We start from the raw sequence: 20289 nt of genomic DNA, 5'->3' as shown, positions 1-20289 counted from the left end.
TTAATCGCCCACCATACGGTCATCTGCGTACAAGCTTTTTCAGGAGATGCCTCAAGCCCTGCCCACATGCGCGTTCACCCTGTCCTGCTGCAATCACTGACAGACATTGTGGACAGAAAAGGTTAACGGGCGCTTAAAACGATAGAATTTTCCCCCCTGACTGTTCAGGTTCCTAAAAATCCGTCCAGATCACTCAGCGGAACAGTCGCACTTCCCATCTGCACGTTAACGCCGCTCGATGTCCGTGTCAGACCTGTAACGGTACCGGAAACTGTTGTCGGGAAGGATGCCGTTTCTCCACTCGTCCCGGTCCCTTCAACAGCTACGAAATACTGACCATCAGACATTTGTTGTCCGCTGTTATCATTGCCGTCCCAAGACCAGGAATTTGTCCCCGCAGTGGCCGTCATCGTGTCGGTTTTGACAACCTGACCGCTTGCATCGGTCACGGCAATGGCTACAGGCCCAGCCTGCTCCGCTGTAAATGTCATGCTGGCCTTACCGCTTTGTAAGGGCAGCGAAGCCGTCGTGGCTGTCGTTGTTTTACCGACTAGCGCAATACCAGACGTGATCTGAGTGTCCTGCGTGGCAGAAATCAGGCTGGTAAGATTAGTATTGGTCTCAACCTGTTGCTGCACACCCGCAAACTGCGCCAACTCACTAGTGAAGCTGTCCGTACTGGTTGGATTACTGGGGTCTTGATGCTGAAGCTGAGTGGTCAGAAGTGTTAAAAACTGATTGAAATTTCCTGCCATGGAAGACAGTGCAGCGCTGCCCACACTACTTGCTGTGGATGTTGATGCACTCGATGTCTGAGTTGACGCACTCGACTTGGCCGCCGAGACAGCCTGGTTCAGAAGCGATGATGACGTGACAGAAGAGACCATTAAAAAACGTCCTTTAAGCGGTCAGATCAACAACACCGCGCAAAAATTTTCGAGGAGACACAGAGGCGTTCTCACTGAGATCTTCAGACGAAGTCTCAGAGGAACCACAAGCCGTGAAGGGCCGTTGCTGACTTTCTTCCCGGCCAGAATTTGTCGGATAGTCTTGCGAGAAAGATCCCAGCAAACCAAAACTGACCTCTGTGGATATCACAGGCTGATCTGCGGAGAGCGACACGAGGTTCTGGTTCAGCGACGACAATAAGCTTTCTTTATTTGTAGAAAGACTACGCAGCGCCTCCGAATTTTCAGCCAGAATATGGATGTGGCGTTCGCCCCCTTTGTCCTCAGCAACGGACATCCGGATCTTGCCGTCATGTTCCAAGAAAATGTCGATCTGGGTATTGAGACGCTGATCCGTTGCCTGATGAGTAATGACAGGGCCATTCAGGGATGACGGGCCGGCTTCGTCCCGCGTGGGGCTTGAAACGCTCGTATGTTCGGAACCGGAATTCTGTAATTCCGAGAACGGAAGCTCCAGGCGTGACCCCGAGGCCTCAGCATTCGCCCCCTGCAAGACGTGAATATTTTCTGCCGACGTGGGAGACGCCACATTCACACTCTCTGTTTCAGAGACTGTCCTGTCTTCCTTGACCTCAAGTGGGTCTATCGTGGATTTCAAAGCGCCATCAAAAGAGGCAACACCAAGAGACAAGTCAGACATCAAACTCTGGCCGTTGTCGTCCTCTAGATCCGACGCGCATTGTGCGAATTGTTCTGCGTGTTGGCCCAGATCAGGTTCTTCTGTCGTCACATGCTCGTCTACGACGTCGTTTTGCAGCACCGATAAAGACACTTCGGGAGCTTCCATGAAGGATGCATCCGTCGAAACTTTACGAGCGGATAACTCTGATCCGCATCGAGCAATGTTAACCGGGTTCGGTATTTTCGAAGATTTTTCTGGAAATGAATTCGAACGGACAGGCTGTGCAGAGACCTTCGTCGCTGAGCTCAAAGGTTTTAAACTTCGAGAGACCTCGCGGTTCTCTGTTGAAACAGGCTGATCCTTGGCGCCCTCAGACCCTCTGTTTGTCTGAACGTTCTTTTCACTCTGCACCCGCGGCGTATTTTTACGAGAGAGAGCGGCACAGTCAGAGGACGGAGACTTCTCATGAACGTAGCTTTTCAGAAAATCCTGAAACCGTTCTTTTGAAGCAAGTGGCGTACCAACAGGAAACGTGCCGCCACCAGTCGTCATTCCCGGCTTTGCTGCGGGCAGAATCTGCGACAATGACAAGCCCTCCAGTTCCCGGGGAAACAACCGGTAAGGAGAGTGGCACGGCAGACGTAAATAAAAGGTTTATACGCGGCCCTTTCAAAGAGGCCGCGCGCAAAACTCAGTTCTGTATGTGATCGTATCCAGGAGAACCCGGAAATGGCCCTCGCGTAACTGCGGCTGGCGCCGGGCAAACTGGCGGAACGCCATCAAGTGCAAAAGCCTGCACTGTGTGGGTCGACGCTGCAACGAGCCCTCTCACTGCAAGAGGCTGTGCCAGACGTACACCTGCCAGAAGCTCCTCTGGAAGAATGACAGTCGTACCATCACGCAGCATCACACCTGTAGGCGTAATACGGGAAACAATCCCTTTCGTGACGGGCAGCGGTGACATGTCATACAGACATGGCGCGGCCTCGGCGACCATCGGGGCGGAGAAAGCCAGAAGCAGGCTTGCGAGAGCGAAAGGTTTCAATGCCGGAAATGCCTCATGCCAGTGAAGACCATGGCGATTCCAGCTGCATCGGCAGCGTCGATCACCTCCTGATCGCGAATTGAGCCACCGGGCTGAATCACAGCCACAGCACCAGCAGCAACAACACTCTCAAGACCATCTGCGAACGGGAAAAACGCATCCGATGCCGCCACAGATCCCTTGGTCAACGGGGCAGTCTCACCCGCAACAGTTGCAGCATCTTCGCTTTTGCGAGCAGCAATGCGCGCACTATCCACACGGGACATCTGCCCCGCCCCGATCCCGACAGTCGCATTGTTGCGAACATAAATGACCGCGTTGGATTTCACGTGCTTGGCCACTCGGAACGCGAACAGGAGATCTTTCATCTCTTTTTCCGTGGGCGCGCGTTTGGTGACGACCTTTAGATCACTCTCAAGGACGCGGCCTGCATCTCGGCTTTGCGCCAGAAAACCACCGGCGACAGAGCGAAAAGCCAGCCCTTCAGCTTCCGGATCAGGCATTCCGCCAGTGAGCAACAGACGCAGGTTCTTCTTGCGAGAAAGAATTTCAATAGCCTGCGCATCCGCATCTGGGGCAACAATCACTTCCGTAAAAATCGCACTGATGCGTTGAGCCGTTTCTGCATCCAGCGTTCTGTTCACAGCCACGATGCCACCAAATGCCGAAACTGGATCACAACGCAGCGCCGCGATCCATGCCTGTTCCAGCGTTTCAGCAGATGCCACACCGCATGGATTAGCGTGCTTGACGATCACAACAGTCGGCGCATCAAACTCAGCAACGGCCTCGAACGCTGCATCTGTGTCATTCAGATTGTTGTAGCTCAGCGCCTTGCCCTGCACCTGGCGAGCCGTCGCAATACCTGCCCGTGTGCTGCCATCCCGATAGAAAGCAGCTTTCTGATGCGGATTTTCACCATAACGCAGAAGCTCGTCGCGGGAGCCACTGAGCGTCAGAACAGGAGGCAACAATTCGCCAGCACGTTCCGCGAACCAACGGGAGATCATACCGTCATAAGATGCCGTATGGGCGTACGCAGCACCGGCATAATCACGACGCTCACTCAAATACGTTCCACCCGCGTCCAGAGACTGAACGAAATCACCGTATTGCTGAGGAGACGTCAGGATCGTGACGTGATCGAAATTCTTGGCCGCAGCACGGATCATGGCCGGGCCGCCAATATCGATATTCTCGATACAGTCTTCATCGCCCGCGCCGGATGCAACCGTAGCTGCGAAAGGATACAGGTTAACGCAGACCAGATCGATTGGCACGATGCCGTGCTCTTCCATCTGGCTCAGATGAGCCGGAAGGTCACGACGTGCAAGAATGCCGCCATGAACCTGCGGAACCAGCGTCTTGACACGACCGTCAAGAATTTCGGGGAAGCCCGTATGTTCTGAAACATCTTTGACAGTCAGACCCGCCTCACGCAGCGCCCTTGCCGAGCCCCCCGTCGAAAGCAGTTCTGCACCGTGGGCGGCAAGCGCGCGCCCCAGTTCAATCAGTCCCGTCTTGTCAGAAACGGAGAGAAGGGCGCGACGGACGGGGAGTCGGGTCTCAGTCATGATGGAAATGCAATATCCTTCAAAACATGTCCGTGCAACCGCTGGTGATGCACGACGTAAGGAGCGTGACCACCAAATGGATCACGTCCCGCGAACCCTGCCCACCCTAATAGAAAGAGGGTAGGCAGAAGAAGCATGATCTCGCCCAGACCGCCTGTGCGGACATAGGGCCAGAAAGACAGTCTGGACCTGCTAAGGGGCGCCAGAAGCTGGCAGCCACCGGTTGGCAGATCAGCCGCGATGTGGGTGGCAACGCCCAGTAGAAGGGCGCCAATCGGGCCTCGCAGCGCACCTTCCCCCATAAAAGCCCCAACCAGAGCGGCGATCAAAAGCAGCACAACGCCGGAATGCGTCATCCCACGATGACCAAACGTCCGCGCCAGAAAACGGGACAGAAATTTGACCCGGGCCCCAAGCATGGAGCGCTCCGTATCAATGTCCGGAAGCAGGCTACCCAGCAACCCTGTGCAGACCGAAAAAGGCTCAGGTGACAGGACATGCCAGCGCATCGCACACAAAACAGCAAATCCGCCAATCAGGAGATGAGAACGTCCAGTCACGGGCTCTTATGATCCGATTCGGACGTTGGCGGAAAGGGCCGTAACCCCTTTTCCTGCAAAGATATTCATAAATTCCATCCCCTCTTCGTCTGGGAATGTTCTTTATCCGTTCTCAAGCAGAGAAACAGGCCCTCAATGAAAAAAAAGAAAGGCGATCCGGATCACTTCCAGACCGCCTTCCTGTTTTCAATGGAGCGAAAAATTTACAAGGGATCTTAGCTCTGGCGCAAAAGAGCAGCAGCCGTTGCGCGCTGCGTCACCGTCTTTGCGTCGAACTCACCTGCCGTAATCCACGATCCGCCGACACAGGATACGGAAGGAAGTGCCAGCCAGTCCGGAGCGCTCCCTTCAGTGATGCCGCCTGTCGGGCAGAAGCGGACATTACCGAATACACTGGCCAAGCTCTTCAGCGCCGGAATGCCACCATTGGTCACAGCCGGGAAGAACTTGAAGCGTGTCAGCCCCAGATCCAGACCGCGCATGATGTCACCAGCATTCGCGACGCCCGGAAGGAAAGGCATGTCATGGTCGCGGGCAGCGTCAGCCAGCGGTGCGGTTAAGCCAGGGCTCACGATAAAGCGGGAGCCAGCCTTCACTGCACGCTCCAGATCCGTCGGGTTCAACACAGTGCCTGCCCCGACAAAAGCGCCCTCAACCTTGGACATTTCCTCGATCACTTCGAGCGCACAAGGCGTCCTCAGCGTCACTTCCAGAGTGGTCAGGCCACCAGCGACCAGCGCTTCAGCCAAGGGACGAGCCTGTGCAACATCATTGACCACCAGCACCGGAATAACCGGGCAGCGGGTCATGACAGCATCAAGTTTGGCAGTATCAGTCATGAAATTTGGTCCTTAGTGAATGGCGTCGCCAACGGCTTCGATTACCTGATCCATTTGGGCCAGCATGGCGGATGCGCCGGTTTCGGCCGGATCATGCACCGAACGCATGAGGGCAAACAACTCACGCCCAGTTCCGAGAGCGGGCGGCGGCGGCGCAACAGGTTCGCGTGCCTCCCATTCTGCCGGATCGACGAGAACCTCAATCTGCCCCGTTACGGCACAAACCCGGATCATGTCACCATCCCGAACGCGGGCAATCGGGCCCCCGACCTGAGCTTCCGGGCCGACGTGAATGGCAGCAGGCACCTTACCACTCGCACCTGACATCCGTCCGTCTGTCAGGAGAGCCACCTTGTAGCCCCGATCCTGCAACACACCGAGCGTTGGCGTCAGTTTGTGCAGTTCCGGCATACCGTTGGCTTCCGGCCCCTGGAACCGCACAACAACAACAACATCCCGCTCAAGCTCACCATTCTGAAACGCCGTGGCGACATCATGCTGGTCATGGAAAACGCGCGCCGGGGCTTCAATAGTCAGGAATTCTTCAGCAATGGCACTGCTTTTATAGATGCCACGACCGACATTGCCCTGCATGAGCTTGATACCACCATCAGCCTTGAATGGCTCTTTGACGTCCCGGAGAATGTCACGGTCCAGCGATGGCTTGGCATGCGTGTAAACGACTTCGTCATCCTGCAGGCTGGCACGGCAGGCATAATCGGCAAATCCGCCGCGCGAGACCGTCATGATGTCCGTGTGCAGAAGGCCGGCACGGGAAAGCTCAGCAATCAGTGTCGGCATACCACCCACATGATTGAAAGCGTTCACGTCCTCAGAGCCACTGGGGTAAACGCGCGTCATCAGCGGAACTGCGGCTGAGAGGCGGCTCAGATCTTCCCAGTCAATGATGATACCAGCAGCTCGTGCAATGGCAGGCAGGTGGATGGTGTGATTGGTCGAACCGCCGGTTGCCAGCAAGCCGACTGCCGCATTCACAATGGCCTTTTCATCAACACACTGTGCCAGTGGGCGGACATCTTCGCCATTCAGGCTGATTTCCGCCAGACGATGCACACTTGCGCGCGTCATGGCCTGCCGAAGCGGCGTGTTCGGATTGATGAAGGCAGAATCCGGCATCATGAGACCCATGATCTCAACCATCATCTGGTTCGTATTGGCCGTGCCGTAGAAGGTGCATGTGCCGGCGCTATGGTAGGAGGCGTTTTCCGCTTCCATCAAACGATCCTGCCCGACCTTGCCCTGCACATAGAGCTGACGGATCCGCTGCTTTTCCTTGTTAGGAAGGCCCGACGGCATAGGGCCGGCCGGGATCAGCATTGTCGGCAGATGCCCGAAGCGCAGCGCGCCCATCAGCAGGCCCGGGACAATCTTGTCACAGATCCCCAGAAGCGCGACACCTTCGAACATGCCGTGGCTCAGGCCCACAGCCGTGGACATGGCAATAACGTCACGGGAGAACAGGGAAAGCTCCATTCCCTCCTGTCCCTGCGTCACGCCATCACACATTGCTGGCGCACCACCGGCGATCTGAGCAGTTGCACCAACTTCGCGGGCGAACAGCTTCATCTGGTCCGGGTAACGTCCATACGGTTGATGCGCCGACAGCATGTCGTTGTAAGTCGTCACAATCCCGAGGTTCGTGCTGGCCGGACGCATGAGCTCCGGCTTGTCAGACGCAGCCGCTGCAATGGCGTGAGCGAGGTTTCCGCAGGCCAGGCGTGGGCGGGAGACGCCTTTGGCCCGGTTTCGCTCCATCAGAGCAAGATAACGGCGACGGGAGACTTTCGAACGCTCGATGATCCGGGCGGTCACGCTCTCGACGACGGAATTCAAAGACATTGGAACACTCGCTGCTCGACTGACACACGCGCTGCCAGACGGAAAAAACGCTCTTTCCGCTGAAAGACACAGCCTCGTGAAGGGGCTACTTTCATACGGAACCGAACCTGGAACAGCAACACCTCACAATGCCTTTCCGAGAAAATTTATTATTTTTATTTCTCAGAATGGCTTTTTATCTTTTCATTTAAACCGTTTTTTTTCGAAAAAATGAAAATAAAGTACAAACTCAGATTTACCCGGTATTTTCAATATTATGTATTTTCATATACGCAGATGCGATGATGAGCAAATAATCAAAATGAATTCCCGCCACGGGAAATCAGAACGAAATTGATCCGGATTAATGATGAAATATAAATCAACTTTCATTTGATAGATTCTGAATTATGTTTTTATATTTCTCGATATTGATTTTATATTCATTAGGATCTCATCATGCGAATTCTACTTCCCATCCTTGCATCCGCAGCTTTGACACTCTCCGCCATGCCAGCGCATGCTGGATCTCTTCATAAGGACTGGGAATCTTTCAAAGCCCATCGGGCATTTCATCACCTGTCTGCTGACGGGCAACGCGCCGTTACGGACATTCTCAAGGCACGTCAGATCCTGAGTGCCGGACATACCGATGCGGCCATTCCAGCTCTTTACGACGCCCAGAAGCGACTGACAGCCGCAACAACGGCCAGTCAGAAGTTCCAGGCCGCAGAGAACGATCTGCACGCAGCCCCACAGCACCCACTTCCCTCAACGCATCATGCGGTCTCTGGCCAGGTTGACTGGCTACCCGTGGGTGGTGAGTTCATTGCCAGCGAGACCCTTGCCCCGGAGCAGAAAGCAGCCGTCGCATCTGCAAATGCTCAGCTGAAGAACGGCGATACGGACTCAGCTGCCCAGACAATGAAGGTCGTGGGCCAGAATGCGGACTTCATTCTCGCCCTAGCCCCGATTGCCCCATTCCAAGGTGCAATCAATCGGGCAACCGTCTTCACAGAAGGTCGCCATCCGCAACAGGCTGTAGAGGCTCTGGATGAAGCTCTGGATTCCATTGTGTTCGTGTCCGAAGCCTTCGTTACGACACTGGCCCCAGCAAATCCGACCAAGAAGTAAGCTCCCGCGCCCACCTAACGCGCGAAACCAGAAACAAAAAAAAAGGCGGCCTGCATATTCTGCAGGCCGCCTCTTTTTGAATACGGACACTAAAGACCGAACACTTCAGTCCCAGAGAGAGATCGCCAATGGCAGCAAGATCTCGCTTTCCATCCGCGTCAGAAACGGCGCGACTTTTGGCGGCCAGCTTCCGGTAGCCACAGCAGCGGCCCTCTTTTCCGATCGCGCATTCAGGTCTGCATAAGGCCACAGATGCGCAATGCGCGGCGTGCCCTCAAGAGAGACGAGTGTGCACGTCGGCGGGGAGACTGTTTCTCTCTCCGGCACAGCCGCGAGGAAACGCTCCTCAACGTCAGGCATGCCATCCGGATTGGCCTCATAGCAGCGCCATTCATAGACACTTCCATAAGAGCCGGGATTGGCGACAGGCGTGATGGCGCGCCAGGATGTCACTTCCACCCGAACCAGGTTCTCATGAGGCAGGCTAGACAGGACATCTGGACGGCCATTCAAAAGCGCCTCGTAGGTCTGCGCTGTCCTGAGAAGAGTAATGCGGTTCAGGCGACCTATTTCGGTCACCCATGCCCCTACCCCCTCAAGATCTGAGAGAGCAGAGACCACCTGCGGGATATGCCCAGGCTGAACGTCCAGAAAGATGGTCTCTACATAACTCATCACATCATCTCCGCTTCAGGACTTGGTCTGGGCGGCGACAAAGTTTTCCAGCCAGTGAATTGTGTAGTCACCTTTCTGGAAAGTCGGATCCGCCAGAATTTTCCGATGCAGCGGAATAACCGTTTCCACTCCATCCACCACACATTCATCCAAAGCACGCTGCATGCGGGCAATGGCTTCCTGGCGCGTCGGCGCATGAACGATAAGCTTGGCGATCATGCTGTCATAGTAAGGCGGGATGCGATAGCCAGCGTAAATGGCGCTGTCCATTCGCACACCAAGGCCACCTGGGGCATGGAAAACATTGACCGTGCCCGGGCTCGGCGCAAAGGTTTCCGGGTTCTCAGCGTTGATGCGGCACTCGATCGCATGGCCGGACATCTTGATGTCCTTTTGCGTATAACCGAGTTGCTCACCAGCAGCGATCCGGATCTGCTCACGCACCAGATCGACACTGCACACCATTTCCGTCACCGGATGTTCCACCTGAAGGCGGGTATTCATCTCGATGAAGCAGAACTGGCCGTCCTGATACAGGAACTCAAGCGTGCCAGCATTCCGGTAGCCCATGCGTGCCAGAGCCTCGGTCGAAGTACGACCAATTTCTTCACGTTCGGCATCCGTCAGAGCCGGGGACCCGGCTTCTTCAAGCAGCTTCTGGTGACGACGCTGGAGAGAGCAGTCACGCTCGCCAAAATGCACCACGTTGCCATGGGCATCACCAAGGATCTGAAGCTCGATATGACGCGGGCGATCAAGATACTTCTCGAGATAGACCTCGTCGTTGCCGAAGGCAGCACGGGCTTCGGCACGAGCTACCGACCAGGCTTCCTCGATATCATCTGCGGTCTGCGCAACCTTCATGCCGCGACCACCGCCGCCGGCAGCGGCCTTGATCAGGACCGGATAACCGACCTTCTCGGCGACTTCACGGGCAGCCTGAATATCGACCAGTGCTCCATCGGAACCCGGCACCAGCGGCACGCCAAGCGCACGCATGGTCGTCTTGGCAGTGATCTTGTCGCCCATCGTGCGGATATGCTCCGCCGTCGGGCCAATGAACGCCAGACCATGCTCTTCAACAGTCTCGGCGAACTCGGCATTTTCTGACAGAAAGCCATAACCCGGATGAATGGCATCCGCGCCCGTAATCATAGCAGCTGACAGAATGGCAGCGACGTTCAGATAAGAATCGCGTGCACTCGGCGGACCGATGCAGACGGCTTCATCGGCAAGACGCACATGCATTGCATCGGCGTCGGCCGTCGAATGCACAGCCACGGTTTTGATGCCCATCTCACGGCAGGCGCGCTGGATACGCAGCGCGATCTCGCCTCGATTGGCAATAAGGACTTTAGAAATCATTACTCGATGATCGCCAGAGCTTCGCCAAATTCAACAGGCTGCCCGGACTCGACAAAGAACTTTGTCAGGGTACCAGAGCGAGGAGCCTTGATCTGGTTAAAGGTTTTCATGGCTTCGATCAGCATGATCGTCTGACCGGCAGAAACGGTCTGACCTTCCTGAGCGAATGCCGGGGAAGCCGGATCCGGCGCCAGATAGGCGACACCCACCATCGGGCTTGGAACCGCACCAGGATGCTTGGCAGGATCAGCCGGAGGTGCCGCAACAGGAGCAGCGGCTGGTGCTGCGGCGGGAGCAGCAGCAACGGCTGGTGCAGCAGCCTGAACCACGTTGACGTTGCGCGCCACGCGAATGCGGCTATCAGCTTCGGAGATCTCGATTTCAGTCAGGCCGGTCTGCGTCAGAATATCGGCCAATGCCCGAATGGCATCCTTGTCCACGAGCATGCGGCTCATCCTTCGTCTTCGATCATGTCGGTTATTGCCTGAAGCGCATGCGCGTATCCCCTGACGCCGAGGCCGCAGATCACACCGATGGCGGCCTGCGAGACGTAGGTATGATGGCGGAATGGCTCCCGGCGATGAATGTTGGAAATATGAACCTCAACTATCGGCAACTCAACAGCAAGAAGCGCGTCGAGCAGGGCAATCGAGGTATGCCCATAAGCAGCAGGATTGATCACGATTCCATCAGCGCGGCCGCGACACTCCTGCACCCAGGACACAAGTTCTCCCTCACCGTTGGTCTGGCGGAAATCGATCGCGACATCGAGGCGTTCAGCAGCCTGAATACACACCTGCTCGACATCGTCGAGCGTAGCGTGACCGTAGATTCCAGGCTGGCGCAGACCCAGCATATTGAGATTCGGACCGTTCAGAACGGCAATGAGAGGACGTTTCATCTGGCCGCGCGATAGCACTTTCGGAGCCGTCATGAAAGCGTCATCGCCCTAATCCTGCCGTCTTCGCAGGCTTCAAAAGGGGGACAGGCCCATGGTTTTGTGCTAGGAAGCACGGCTCAAGCCCGTTTTCGTCCACTGGAGAAGATACCAGTCTAGTGAAATTTGCCCCGCCTGCCATTCGCTCATCCCGTCGACTGTCTCCCCTGCGCAGCATGACATTTGCACTCGCGCTTGCCGGAATTGCAGGTGGAACGACTGCTCATGCAGCAGACGATTCTTCTGGTGATGCAGCGGGGACGGTCCGGACCAGCTGGGCAGCTTCTGTTCGATCCGCGCTGGCAAACCGGGCCCACAAGGCCGCGTCCTGGACCCAGCATGGCATGGCGAGCTGGTATGGACGTCATTTCCACGGACGCCGCACCAGTAGCGGGACGATCTTCAACACAAATGATCTGACAGCCGCACACCCTTCCCTGCCGATTGGCACAAAACTGCTGGTGACGTCTGAAGATACGGGTCGTTCTGTTGTTGTCACAGTGAACGATCGCGGGCCGTTTAATAGCCGCATCATCGATCTTTCACATGCGGCAGCGGCGAAGATCGGCATGCTGAACAGCGGAACTGCCCACGTCACCATTGCCCGTATGGCTGACAAGCCTGCGTCAGATGCCGCGAGCGAAGTCGCGGAAGCCGAGTCCAAGGATACGAGCGAACAAGCCATCAAGGCTGCGGGCAACCAATCTGACACCACAAAGCAGCCCACCCAACGTTAATAACGACGGGCGGGCTTAGTTACCCCGGTGGTTACCGGGGCGTACTTTCGGCCGTAACGGCTTCAGCAATCAAAGGGTCTGTCTGTGGCAGACCAGCAATCCGAGGCTGCGCACCTTTAATGCGCTCTTCCAGCCCCGCATTCAGCTCTGCTCCGAAGAGCACAACATACGCACTGACAAAGAACCACATCATAATCGCCGCAACTGCGCCCAAGGGTCCATAGGTTGCGCCGTAGCTCGCGAAGTGCGCGACGTACCACGAAAATCCGAGCGACATGAGAACCCACAGGACGGTCGCCAGCGCTGATCCGGGAAATATCCACCGCCACTTTGCTGGCTCCCGACTGGGGGCAAAGCGATAAAGCATCGTTACTGCCACGAAGACGAACAGCAGCATCAGGATCGGTGCAAGCGTGTGCACGACAAGCGGCGCACCGTAAGACACCAGAAGATCAAACGGCGGCGGCGGCTTTCTGAAGCCCAGATACCGCGGAAGGTAATCGACCAACGCAGGCGCAGCCACCATCAGCGCCAATGTCAGCGCAGCACCAACAACAGCCATCAGAGTGGTAGCCAGAGCAGTCGCCTGGAACCTCAGGAAGCCGCGCGTCTCGGTGGCATTATACGCCATATTCAACGCGGACAGGATGGACTTCGTACTGGCTGAAGCAGACCACAACGCGACGGAAACAGAAAAAATCAGCCCGATGGTCAGAGACGTATGCGGCTGGGAAACCAGCTCGTGGATCCGGTTGCCAATCAGCGAATAAGCTGTTGGGGGCAGCAGATGACGCAGCACTTCAAGCTGCGGCTCAACGGTCTGCAGATCAAACGCCAGACCATAAAGCGAGATCAGGCTCGATATGGTTGGGAAGAGAGAGAGCGTGGCATAAAACGCGCAGCCCGCAGCAGAAAGGGACGTCTGGGACGATCCTACTTCCGAGAAAACCTGGCGCAGGACGATCTTCCACCCCGCTCTGGGCATACTCAGAGGGGAGTTCGCTCCCGTACCCGGGGCATCAGGACCAAGTTCACGCGCCTTGCGAATATCTTCTTCGCTAGGTTCAGGCGCCAGTTCATGGACACGCTGGATGTCCTGGTGGATTTTTTTCCGGTCAGGCTCCGAAGGTGCGTCTGGCGCTGGACCGGAAGCTGACGCAGAATCGGGAAATAAGCTCACTCAGGGGGTCCTCGGCAGTTCCTGTTATGGGCAACAGGCGAGATTAAGTCGTTCCGTTCTCAGGATCGACAGAACCTAGCATACGCAGAAATCGCCTTCTGCGTTCCGAATTTGCCCCGATTTCAATCCCCTCAATATTTCCAAAACACAAATAATGCAAAATTAGCTCTTGCAACGGCGGGGCTTTGGTTTCATACGCCCCGTCACGCAGCAACGCACGTGCCACTGGCCCTCTCGAGGTTACGCAACGACGTCAAGCGTTCTGGCCTTCCGGGTCCCGCTTCTTTTGGGTCCCCGCTATTCGCTGGTCCGTTCGACCGTTTCGCAACACACTCGCAGGGTGTAACTGTTCCCTGACGAGTCCGGTTCTGGGAAAGAGTGTCATGACTCCCAAAATCACCCGTTTTCTTGCCGAGCAGCAGCCGGCAACCCCCTGCCTCGTCGTTGATCTCGATGTTGTGGAAAGCAACTATCGTGCCCTTCACGACGCCCTACCAGCTGGCAAGATCTATTACGCCATCAAGGCCAATCCGGCACCGTCCATCCTGAAGCGCCTTGTCGCTCTGGGGTCGTCTTTCGATGCAGCATCGCTCGAAGAAATCCGGATGTGCCTGAAAGCTGGCGCCACACCTGATCGCATCTCCTATGGCAATACGCTCAAGAAGGTTGGTGCCATCCGTGAAGCCCGAGACATGGGCATTGATCTCTTCGTGCTCGACAGCATGGAAGAGCTCGAAAAGATTGCAGAGAACGCACCAGGTGCCCGTGTCTTCTGCCGTCTGGCCGTTGAGAATGAAGGCGCTGACTGGCCGCTGTCGCGCAAGTTCGGCACAACAATTGCCCACGCCCGCGACCTGATGATCCGCGCGCGCGATCTGGGCCTGCATCCCTATGGCCTCTCGTTCCATGTCGGAAGCCAGCAGACGGGTATCGCCGCTTACCAGCACGCCATTGCAACGGCCGCACGCCTCTATCATGAGCTGCGCGCCGAAGGCCTTGACCTTCAGATGATCAATCTGGGCGGTGGCTTCCCAACCCATTATCGGGAAGACATTCCGTCTGTGCAGGAATTTGGCGCCGCCATTCAGGCCGCTCTCCGCGAGCACTTTCCTGATGGCCAGCCAGAGGTTCTGCTGGAGCCAGGCCGATATATGGTTGGCCAAGCTGGTGTAGTGTCGAGCGAGGTCATTCTTGTGAGCCGTCGTGGCGGTGCAGAAACAGACCCACGCTGGGTCTATCTGGACATCGGACGCTTCGGTGGCCTCGCGGAGACGGAAGGTGAAGCCATTCGCTACACATTCCGCACGTCTCGCGACGACACAGACAGCTCACGTTCCCCCTGCGTCGTGGCAGGACCAAGCTGCGATGGTGTCGATATTCTCTATGAGAAGAACCGCATCCCGCTACCGAACAGCCTGAAGTCTGGAGATCGCATCGAGATCCTCGCGACTGGCGCTTACGTCTCGACCTACTGCTCCGTCGGGTTCAATGGTTTTCCGCCTCTGACCGAGCACTATATCTAAGGCGGTTCTGATTGGGGGTGGCACAGGCCATCCCCGAAAAAAGCCTTGTCTGCTTTCTCAGGCCTTGTGTCCTAATGTGTCATCCCCACCTCCAAGGGGGTAGCAAAAGGACAGCACCATGAAACTCAGCGCACGTAATCAGCTCAAAGGTCAGATTACACAGATCGTAAAAGGCGCAACGACGTCTCACATCACGATCGACGTCAACGGCACGATTATTACAAGTGCCATCACCAATGAAGCTGTTGAGGAATTGTCACTGACAGTGGGCAAGGAAGCCTATGCCGTTATCAAGGCTTCCAGCGTCATGGTTGGCGTGGACTGAGTCCACACACCCATTTGGTCCAGACTTCACTCATGAATGATTGCAGGGCAGTCTGGTGAGGTCTGACCGCTTTTAAATCCAAGCCCCGCAGGCTGTGGTATTTCGTCTTCTGCAAATTTCAGCAGAATTCAGTGTAGAGTGCGTCCCGCCCAGGCCTGAGGGATATCCCGTGGCCAAAGCACCCGCATTTCAGCCGGATGGATCTTTTTCCATCGTGCCAGAGATGACAAAGCTCCGGCCCCTGCCGTCTTGCGCTCATGCCGCGGAAGCCAATGACCGATCCCAGCCATACAGTCTGAAATCAGGGCGAGAGCCGTGACGATGTAGCCCTGCATCAGTCGCTCGGGAAAAAGGTCGGCGAGAAGGTGAAAGACTTCCTTCTGGCCATCATTCTGCACCGTCTGGATCCCCTGGAGAAAGCGCTCCTCCATCGCACTTAGCCCCTGAGAGCCCGGCGGATTGATATCCAGCACAGGCTGCCCGGCTTCTCTCAGATGCTGGGCTGCATCCTCGAACGCGCGCTCCGCGGCATCAAGAACAGGACGGAAAGATGCCGGAAACATGCCATCCGTCGTGCGGGTTTCATGGCAGTACGGCAGGCGGTATCGGCTGACCAGACACCGGATACTCCAGAGTGCCAGTCTTTCGCAGCAGCACAGGTCAGACAGGAAAAGCGGTGTCCGTGTCATGATCAATCTCCGAATCAGCAGAACCAGAGACACTCTAATTGAGAATGATTTGCAATATCAAACTAAAAATGCGTGACCGCACGCTTGTTGCACGAAAAAAATGCTCGCTGCCCTCTCCTGGAAAGAGGACAGCAACACTTTGATTTTTCAGAAAGAAGAGAATGCCCGGCCATAGTCGGACGCACTCGCCGGGCAATAGATCAGTGCTTGTGACCGCAAGACCCATGATCATGGTGGTGATGATGGTCGTGCCCGTGATCGTCATCGCTTATCCGGGGAGCGACCTGACAGTGATGGCAGGCCACCCATTCGGCGTCACCATCCAGATAATGCTCTTTCTTCCAGACGGGCACCCGGTGCTTGATCTCGTCGATGATATAACGACAGGCTCGGAATGCAGCATCGCGATGAGGCGCGGACACGCCGATCCAGACGGCAACATCCCCAACCCGTAGTGTTCCCGTCCGGTGCATGGCCACAGCATGGCTGATTTCAAATCTAGCCAATGCTTCTTCAATAATCCGCGCACCCTCTTTTTCAGCGAGAGCAGCGTAGGATTCATATTCCAGACCATCCACTGGACGGCCCTCGTTGCTATTGCGAACCCAGCCTTCAAAAGTGCAGAAGCCACCAGCTTCAGCCAGATGTAAGCCCTCTCGCAGCATGTTCAGATCGACTGGCGCATCAGCCATCAAAAAATGGGTCATCCGCCCGTCACCGGCGGAATAAACACAACGTGGTCCCCGCTCTTCAAAGGCTGCGTCCAAGGTGCGAAATCTCCATTCAAAGCAACCCGCAGGCGATCAGCCTCGAACGGAAAGCCGTATTTTTCTTTCAGCTGCTCATAAAGCGGACCGACCGTTCCGAAATGCGTTTCCACAGTTTCCATTTTCTGCCCTGCGAGTTCACGCATCTGAGCAAAATATTCCACATCGAGGCGGATCATCTGTCCTCCCAATCGCCGTGAGACGCTTGCACGTTCTTCCGGAGTATTGATGTTATCCAGAGCACCGACTGTCCGCGGGGAAAGCAGTAACGTCTGGCTATTGATAAGAAGCTTGCGAGGACACTTCCGTCCTCCTTCGACCTGAAGCGCCAGAGCATCCAGCGCCCTCGGCTCCCAGATCGCACAGAGAGGTTCTGGCAGTCCGTCATGTTCGCTGCGGTAAGACACTGCCACATGCCGATCATCACGGGCAGTAATCAGAGTTTCAAGCGTAACCTGATCCAGAAGCGGCAGATCACACGCCAGAACCAACCAGGCGGCCTCCGGGAATGCCTGATGTGCAGACAGAAGGCCAGCGGCTGGACCGTCTACAGCGACAGTGTCAACAATCTGAGGAAACCGTGCCCGTAACCGGTCCTCTTTCTGTGCCGGACGCACAGAGACAAAACAGCGTTCTACAAGCGGAGAAAGCGTTTCATACGCCACCTGTAACTGGGGTGCTCCGTGATAGGTCAGCTCAGCCTTGTCCTGCCCCATCCGCGCACTAACGCCACCCGCCAGAACCAGACCGTAAAGCGGCCTCATGCTTCAATCCGCTGGAAGTCACGCTTTCCACCGGCCTTTCCCATAAGCTTCACTTCGCGAATGACCATGTCATGAGACAGGGCCTTACACATGTCATAGATCGTCAGAGCAGCGACTGAGGCACCCGTCAGGGCTTCCATTTCCACACCTGTTTTGCCCAGGCAGGACACGCGGCAGTCAATGACGGCTTCATCGCCCTCCATCGTGATTTCCACACGACATCCGTTCAGGGATAGAGGATGACACAGCGGGATCAGCTGGGACGTCGCTTTCACACCCATGACACCCGCAATCTGCGCGACAGTCAGAACCGCACCCTTCTTGGTCATGAACCCGGCTTCACTCAGCGTCTGCGCAACGTCCCGGGGAAAGAGAACACGGGCCTGAGCATGAGCCGTGCGGTCTGTCACGGTCTTGCCGCTGACATCCACCATGCGCGGATCTTCACCACGTTCATCAACATGAGTGAGCGTTTTCATCCGTCCTGATCTCCCGATCTAACCACCGATATAATTCATTTCTATCCGACGTTTCGTCGAAGATGCCTCACCGGCGGTTCGTTCTTCGCTGTACCTGTCGGTACGCATCCGCCACACCGAAGCCAGACGCTCGCGTAAAGCCTCGTCATCTGCCCCGCTGCGAAGAAGTGACCGCAGGTCTGTCCCTTCCGAGGCGAAAAGGCACGTATAAATCTGCCCTTCCGAAGACAGTCGCGCCCGTGAACAATCCCCACAGAACGGCGCTGTTACGGAAGAAATGAACCCAATCTCACCCGCACCATCCTGATACCGATACCGACGCGCAACCTCACCCTGATACTGCGCGCCCAGTGGCTCAAGCGGCCAGTGGGCGTTCAACCGCTCGACCAGTTCACGGGATGGAACAACTTCACCCAGCTCCCAGTGATTCCGCGTGCCGACGTCCATGTATTCAATGAAACGGACGATAACACCCGTATGGCGGAAGCGGGCAGCCAAAGCTTCGACCCCGTCATCATTCACCCCACGCTGCACAACGGTGTTCAGCTTAACCCCACCGGGAAACGACAATGCCTGCGCGTGCTCGATAGCCTCCAGAACCGGTTCGAGTTGCGCCCGCCCCCCGCTCATTCGTGCAAAAATAGCGGGATCGAGACTGTCCAGGCTTACCGTAATGCGCCCTAGACCAGCATCCTTCAAAGACTGCGCATGTCGGCCTAGCAGAACACCATTGGTCGTCAGTGCCACATCTTCGACGCCTGGAATTGCGACCAGCCTGCGCACCAAAGAGACGAGATCAGGCCTCAGAAGAGGTTCACCCCCTGTGAGACGCAATTTGGTGACGCCCAGCGATACCGCCGCCTCTGCGACCCGGACAATTTCGTCAAAGCTCAGACGTTCCTTGGGCTCCAGAAAGCGAAAATGTTCATGATACGTCGCTTCCGGCATGCAGTAAGGGCATCGGAAGTTGCACCGGTCCATCACCGAAATCCGCAAATCATGCAGCGGGCGATTGAAGCGGTCCCGTACAGGATCGGGAGACGTGCTACCAGCCATGGAACACAGCATGGGACCCGGCTGGGGCAGCGACATCGCCAGGCGCCAACTCCACGAACCCATCCGTTGCCGCAAGAAAGCTGAAATCGCCAGATGTGGGCATCGGATAAGGGCTTGCCCATGCCTGCCCGGAGGCATCATGCCGGACACGAACGGGCAGATAGCGGGTCAATGTCGACACACGTGCAGCATCAGCATCGAGCTTAACAGAGTAGGTTTCTGGCCGATTGACGCCCTGCCCCGCCAGAAGCATGGGAATAACGTAACGTGTGGCACAACAGGTGGCCGACACGGGATTTCCCGGCAGACCAAAAACGCGCTGCCCTTCAGGACCAACCCCAAACCAGAGTGGCTTGCCGGGACGTTGCGCAACCTTATGAAAAACCCGCTCCACACCAAGTTTCGTCAGCGCCTTGGGGACGTGATCAAACTGCCCCATCGAGACGCCGCCGCTCAGGATCAGCACCTCATGCCGGGCGAGCTGCTTTTCCAGTGCCAGCATGGTCTCGGCCAGATCATCGGGGACAACGGAACGTTCAAGACGGGTAAAGCCTCTCGAAGCCAAAGCTCCCGTCAAAGCGTATTCATTTGAACGCCTGATTTCCCAACTCTGAACAGCCGTCCCGACATCGACCAGTTCATCACCCGTGGCCACAATGCCGATTGAAGGCACTTTGGAGACTTCAACGGTGGGATATCCATTACCAGCCAGCACCGCCAATGCAGGCCCATTCAGGCGCAGACCAGGCTTCAGGAGTTCATGCCCCGCCTCGCAGTCTGATCCTTTCAGATGAACAAACTGGCCTTTCTGGGGCTCATATCCGGCTTCGAAATGCACATGCTTGCCATCACGGATCAGTCGCTCAACGGGAACAACGGTGTCAGCCCCTTCCGGCAAAACGGCTCCCGTCATGACATCCAGGCAAGTCGCTCCATCTGGAAGAGGCCGCGCGGGTATCCCTGCGCGCTGGACACCATGGCAGCCCAGAACTGCGCCTGCGCCGTAACGGTAAGCCACGCCATCCATCATGACCCGATCATAAGGAGGCTGATCACGTTCGGCATGGACACTCTGTTGCAGGATGCGGCCAGAAGCCTCGGCCAGTGGAACATGTTCCGTTCCAAAATGACCTGCATATCCGAGGACAAGATCCACGGCCTGCGCGACGCTCAGGAGTTCAACCAATTTCCGCTCCACTGATGATCCGTGT

The 20289-nt window shown here is 56.3% G+C and carries 23 protein-coding genes; 5 read left to right on the top strand and 18 right to left on the bottom strand.

What is annotated here, in order from left to right; all coding sequences use genetic code 11:
* Positions 1-164: 164 nt before the first annotated feature.
* Together ABDK75_RS03900 and ABDK75_RS03895 are read right to left on the bottom strand one after the other, a co-directional pair.
* Complete coding sequence (locus ABDK75_RS03900) at positions 165-887, bottom strand: flagellar hook assembly protein FlgD (RefSeq protein ID WP_211496687.1); 723 nt, start codon at positions 885-887, stop codon at positions 165-167.
* A gap of 13 nt (positions 888-900) precedes the next feature.
* Positions 901-1755, bottom strand: coding sequence for a hypothetical protein (locus ABDK75_RS03895; RefSeq protein WP_211496688.1), 855 nt, complete (start codon positions 1753-1755; stop codon positions 901-903).
* Between ABDK75_RS03895 and ABDK75_RS03890 the strand changes: the two genes are divergently transcribed.
* The gene (locus ABDK75_RS03890; RefSeq protein WP_339407136.1) at positions 1754-1948 is read left to right on the top strand and encodes a hypothetical protein; all 195 of its coding nucleotides are present in this window, start codon (positions 1754-1756) and stop codon (positions 1946-1948) included. The genes ABDK75_RS03895 and ABDK75_RS03890 overlap by 2 nt on opposite strands.
* Positions 1949-2281: 333 nt before the next feature.
* On the opposite strand, the gene ABDK75_RS03885 is transcribed toward ABDK75_RS03890, so the two are convergent.
* The 5 genes from ABDK75_RS03885 to edd all read right to left on the bottom strand — a co-directional run bounded on the left by ABDK75_RS03885 (position 2282) and on the right by edd (position 7468).
* Positions 2282-2635 carry a hypothetical protein gene (locus ABDK75_RS03885; RefSeq protein ID WP_046901138.1) on the bottom strand — a complete coding sequence of 118 codons (354 nt, stop codon included), beginning with the start codon at positions 2633-2635 and terminating at the stop codon, positions 2282-2284.
* Complete coding sequence (gene purH / locus ABDK75_RS03880; protein WP_346005034.1) at positions 2632-4209, bottom strand: bifunctional phosphoribosylaminoimidazolecarboxamide formyltransferase/IMP cyclohydrolase; 1578 nt, start codon at positions 4207-4209, stop codon at positions 2632-2634. Before purH ends, ABDK75_RS03885 begins: the two co-directional genes overlap by 4 nt.
* Positions 4206-4769: a metal-dependent hydrolase gene (locus tag ABDK75_RS03875; protein WP_083956515.1), complete on the bottom strand. Its 564-nt coding sequence runs from the start codon at positions 4767-4769 to the stop codon at positions 4206-4208. Before ABDK75_RS03875 ends, purH begins: the two co-directional genes overlap by 4 nt.
* A gap of 215 nt (positions 4770-4984) precedes the next feature.
* Entirely contained in the window at positions 4985-5608 is a 624-nt protein-coding gene (eda, locus tag ABDK75_RS03870; RefSeq protein ID WP_099213145.1) for a bifunctional 4-hydroxy-2-oxoglutarate aldolase/2-dehydro-3-deoxy-phosphogluconate aldolase, read from the bottom strand.
* A 12-nt stretch (positions 5609-5620) separates the two neighbouring features.
* Positions 5621-7468 carry a phosphogluconate dehydratase gene (gene edd / locus ABDK75_RS03865; RefSeq protein ID WP_046901135.1) on the bottom strand — a complete coding sequence of 616 codons (1848 nt, stop codon included), beginning with the start codon at positions 7466-7468 and terminating at the stop codon, positions 5621-5623.
* A gap of 438 nt (positions 7469-7906) precedes the next feature.
* Between edd and ABDK75_RS03860 the strand changes: the two genes are divergently transcribed.
* A complete protein-coding gene (locus ABDK75_RS03860; RefSeq protein ID WP_346005031.1) occupies positions 7907-8581 on the top strand; it encodes a YfdX family protein in 675 nt (224 codons plus the stop codon).
* Between the two features lie 105 nt (positions 8582-8686).
* On the opposite strand, the gene ABDK75_RS03855 is transcribed toward ABDK75_RS03860, so the two are convergent.
* Genes ABDK75_RS03855 through aroQ form a run of 4 tightly spaced genes read right to left on the bottom strand, consistent with a single transcriptional unit; the run spans position 8687 to position 11522 of the window.
* Entirely contained in the window at positions 8687-9256 is a 570-nt protein-coding gene (locus tag ABDK75_RS03855) for an NIPSNAP family protein (protein WP_346005030.1), read from the bottom strand.
* Between the two features lie 15 nt (positions 9257-9271).
* Positions 9272-10621 carry an acetyl-CoA carboxylase biotin carboxylase subunit gene (accC, locus tag ABDK75_RS03850; RefSeq protein WP_046901132.1) on the bottom strand — a complete coding sequence of 450 codons (1350 nt, stop codon included), beginning with the start codon at positions 10619-10621 and terminating at the stop codon, positions 9272-9274.
* Positions 10621-11076: an acetyl-CoA carboxylase biotin carboxyl carrier protein subunit gene (locus tag ABDK75_RS03845; RefSeq protein WP_099213141.1), complete on the bottom strand. Its 456-nt coding sequence runs from the start codon at positions 11074-11076 to the stop codon at positions 10621-10623. Before ABDK75_RS03845 ends, accC begins: the two co-directional genes overlap by 1 nt.
* On the bottom strand, positions 11073-11522 hold the full coding sequence (aroQ, locus tag ABDK75_RS03840) for a type II 3-dehydroquinate dehydratase (RefSeq protein ID WP_023943307.1): 450 nt from the start codon (positions 11520-11522) through the stop codon (positions 11073-11075). Before aroQ ends, ABDK75_RS03845 begins: the two co-directional genes overlap by 4 nt.
* A 212-nt stretch (positions 11523-11734) precedes the next feature.
* Here aroQ and ABDK75_RS03835 point away from each other — a divergent pair, with 212 nt between their 5' ends.
* Entirely contained in the window at positions 11735-12295 is a 561-nt protein-coding gene (locus ABDK75_RS03835) for a septal ring lytic transglycosylase RlpA family protein (RefSeq protein WP_408874420.1), read from the top strand.
* A gap of 31 nt (positions 12296-12326) precedes the next feature.
* Here ABDK75_RS03835 and ABDK75_RS03830 read toward each other — a convergent pair whose 3' ends face one another.
* Entirely contained in the window at positions 12327-13475 is a 1149-nt protein-coding gene (locus tag ABDK75_RS03830; RefSeq protein WP_346005028.1) for a YihY/virulence factor BrkB family protein, read from the bottom strand.
* Positions 13476-13858: 383 nt separating this feature from the next.
* Between ABDK75_RS03830 and ABDK75_RS03825 the strand changes: the two genes are divergently transcribed.
* Positions 13859-14998, top strand: a complete 1140-nt coding sequence (locus ABDK75_RS03825) for a type III PLP-dependent enzyme (protein WP_211498528.1) — start codon at positions 13859-13861, stop codon at positions 14996-14998.
* A gap of 118 nt (positions 14999-15116) precedes the next feature.
* Positions 15117-15323, top strand: coding sequence for a molybdopterin-binding protein (locus tag ABDK75_RS03820; protein WP_046901128.1), 207 nt, complete (start codon positions 15117-15119; stop codon positions 15321-15323).
* A gap of 128 nt (positions 15324-15451) precedes the next feature.
* Here the strand turns inward: ABDK75_RS03820 and ABDK75_RS03815 are convergent, their stop codons facing one another.
* The 6 genes from ABDK75_RS03815 to ABDK75_RS03790 all read right to left on the bottom strand — a co-directional run bounded on the left by ABDK75_RS03815 (position 15452) and on the right by ABDK75_RS03790 (position 20264).
* Entirely contained in the window at positions 15452-16012 is a 561-nt protein-coding gene (locus tag ABDK75_RS03815) for a hypothetical protein (RefSeq protein ID WP_198942027.1), read from the bottom strand.
* Between the two features lie 200 nt (positions 16013-16212).
* Positions 16213-16719: a molybdenum cofactor biosynthesis protein MoaE gene (locus ABDK75_RS03810; protein WP_099213138.1), complete on the bottom strand. Its 507-nt coding sequence runs from the start codon at positions 16717-16719 to the stop codon at positions 16213-16215.
* Positions 16716-17543, bottom strand: coding sequence for a MoaD family protein (locus ABDK75_RS03805; RefSeq protein ID WP_346005027.1), 828 nt, complete (start codon positions 17541-17543; stop codon positions 16716-16718). The genes ABDK75_RS03810 and ABDK75_RS03805 overlap by 4 nt, the downstream gene beginning before the upstream one ends.
* Positions 17540-18022 carry a cyclic pyranopterin monophosphate synthase MoaC gene (gene moaC, locus ABDK75_RS03800; RefSeq protein ID WP_346005026.1) on the bottom strand — a complete coding sequence of 161 codons (483 nt, stop codon included), beginning with the start codon at positions 18020-18022 and terminating at the stop codon, positions 17540-17542. Before moaC ends, ABDK75_RS03805 begins: the two co-directional genes overlap by 4 nt.
* Before the next feature lie 18 nt (positions 18023-18040).
* Positions 18041-19078, bottom strand: coding sequence for a GTP 3',8-cyclase MoaA (gene moaA / locus ABDK75_RS03795; RefSeq protein WP_346005025.1), 1038 nt, complete (start codon positions 19076-19078; stop codon positions 18041-18043).
* A complete protein-coding gene (locus ABDK75_RS03790; RefSeq protein WP_346005024.1) occupies positions 19068-20264 on the bottom strand; it encodes a molybdopterin molybdotransferase MoeA in 1197 nt (398 codons plus the stop codon). Before ABDK75_RS03790 ends, moaA begins: the two co-directional genes overlap by 11 nt.
* Positions 20265-20289: the final 25 nt, after the last annotated feature.

Origin of the sequence: Gluconobacter sp. OJA, from assembly GCF_039638325.1 — a bacterium.
In the GTDB taxonomy this organism is placed as follows: domain Bacteria; phylum Pseudomonadota; class Alphaproteobacteria; order Acetobacterales; family Acetobacteraceae; genus Gluconobacter; species Gluconobacter cerinus.
Note: the sequence above shows the minus strand (reverse complement) of the source record. Positions and strands in the feature narration are given on the sequence as shown.

Bases quoted from the DNA above. Each gene is read 5' to 3' on its own strand.
- ABDK75_RS03895 (WP_211496688.1), bottom strand. From the start codon at position 1,755: ATGGAAGCTCCCGAAGTGTCTTTATCGGTGCTGCAAAACGACGTCGTA.
- purH (WP_346005034.1), bottom strand. From the start codon at position 4,209: ATGACTGAGACCCGACTCCCCGTCCGTCGCGCCCTTCTCTCCGTTTCT.
- moaA (WP_346005025.1), bottom strand. From the start codon at position 19,078: ATGGCTGGTAGCACGTCTCCCGATCCTGTACGGGACCGCTTCAATCGC.
- ABDK75_RS03815 (WP_198942027.1), bottom strand. From the start codon at position 16,012: ATGACACGGACACCGCTTTTCCTGTCTGACCTGTGCTGCTGCGAAAGA.
- ABDK75_RS03820 (WP_046901128.1), top strand. From the start codon at position 15,117: ATGAAACTCAGCGCACGTAATCAGCTCAAAGGTCAGATTACACAGATC.
- accC (WP_046901132.1), bottom strand. From the start codon at position 10,621: ATGATTTCTAAAGTCCTTATTGCCAATCGAGGCGAGATCGCGCTGCGT.
- aroQ (WP_023943307.1), bottom strand. From the start codon at position 11,522: ATGAAACGTCCTCTCATTGCCGTTCTGAACGGTCCGAATCTCAATATG.
- ABDK75_RS03890 (WP_339407136.1), top strand. From the start codon at position 1,754: ATGAAGGATGCATCCGTCGAAACTTTACGAGCGGATAACTCTGATCCG.
- moaC (WP_346005026.1), bottom strand. From the start codon at position 18,022: ATGAAAACGCTCACTCATGTTGATGAACGTGGTGAAGATCCGCGCATG.
- eda (WP_099213145.1), bottom strand. From the start codon at position 5,608: ATGACTGATACTGCCAAACTTGATGCTGTCATGACCCGCTGCCCGGTT.
- ABDK75_RS03900 (WP_211496687.1), bottom strand. From the start codon at position 887: ATGGTCTCTTCTGTCACGTCATCATCGCTTCTGAACCAGGCTGTCTCG.
- ABDK75_RS03825 (WP_211498528.1), top strand. From the start codon at position 13,859: ATGACTCCCAAAATCACCCGTTTTCTTGCCGAGCAGCAGCCGGCAACC.
- ABDK75_RS03855 (WP_346005030.1), bottom strand. From the start codon at position 9,256: ATGAGTTATGTAGAGACCATCTTTCTGGACGTTCAGCCTGGGCATATC.
- ABDK75_RS03860 (WP_346005031.1), top strand. From the start codon at position 7,907: ATGCGAATTCTACTTCCCATCCTTGCATCCGCAGCTTTGACACTCTCC.
- ABDK75_RS03810 (WP_099213138.1), bottom strand. From the start codon at position 16,719: ATGACCCATTTTTTGATGGCTGATGCGCCAGTCGATCTGAACATGCTG.
- edd (WP_046901135.1), bottom strand. From the start codon at position 7,468: ATGTCTTTGAATTCCGTCGTCGAGAGCGTGACCGCCCGGATCATCGAG.
- ABDK75_RS03845 (WP_099213141.1), bottom strand. From the start codon at position 11,076: ATGAGCCGCATGCTCGTGGACAAGGATGCCATTCGGGCATTGGCCGAT.
- ABDK75_RS03805 (WP_346005027.1), bottom strand. From the start codon at position 17,543: ATGAGGCCGCTTTACGGTCTGGTTCTGGCGGGTGGCGTTAGTGCGCGG.
- ABDK75_RS03835 (WP_408874420.1), top strand. From the start codon at position 11,735: ATGACATTTGCACTCGCGCTTGCCGGAATTGCAGGTGGAACGACTGCT.